Origin of the sequence: Corynebacterium marquesiae, assembly GCF_030229635.1 — a bacterium.
Taxonomy (GTDB): domain Bacteria; phylum Actinomycetota; class Actinomycetes; order Mycobacteriales; family Mycobacteriaceae; genus Corynebacterium; species Corynebacterium marquesiae.
Genome location: NZ_JASPII010000046.1, coordinates 1 through 509, shown reverse-complemented (window position 1 = coordinate 509; position 509 = coordinate 1). Strand labels below are relative to the sequence as shown.

Genomic DNA, 509 nt, shown 5'->3' with positions numbered 1-509 from the left:
AAGAGACACGCTGGTAATCCGCTTCCAGTTTGTCTATGACCACCGAACCGAGTACTCGGTTAAGCGGATGTGCCACGTGTTAAAGCTCAATCGCTCCTCGTTTTATAAGTGGGTGCAAACCCGCGAAAAACGCAGGTTAAAGATGTGTTCTGATGCTCTTATTGGTGCACGAATCAAGACCATCTTCGATGATGAGCACGGGCTTTATGGTGCTAAACGCATCGCTGCAAGCCTTAAAGCCGATACGGACTTTCCTCCGATCAATCACAAGAAGGTCGCACGCATTATGAAATCCATGGGGCTAAAAGGCTTTACCAAGCGCCGTCGATGTGTCACTACCAGGCGTAAGCCTGGTCACCGAGTCATGCCAGATTTAGTAGGCCGCAGATTCACCGCTGACAGGCCAAACCACGTCTATGTTGGCGACATTACGTACCTGCCGTGTAAGGGTGGCAAAAACATGTACCTGGCCACGGTCATCGACGTCTACTCTCGCAAACTTGTCGGTC

1 protein-coding gene is annotated in these 509 nt (G+C 50.7%); it reads left to right on the top strand.

Features of this window, described 5'->3' with window-relative positions; all coding sequences use genetic code 11:
- The coding region (locus QP971_RS11305) for an IS3 family transposase (protein ID WP_284821795.1) at window positions 1-509 on the top strand (509 nt) is incomplete at both ends.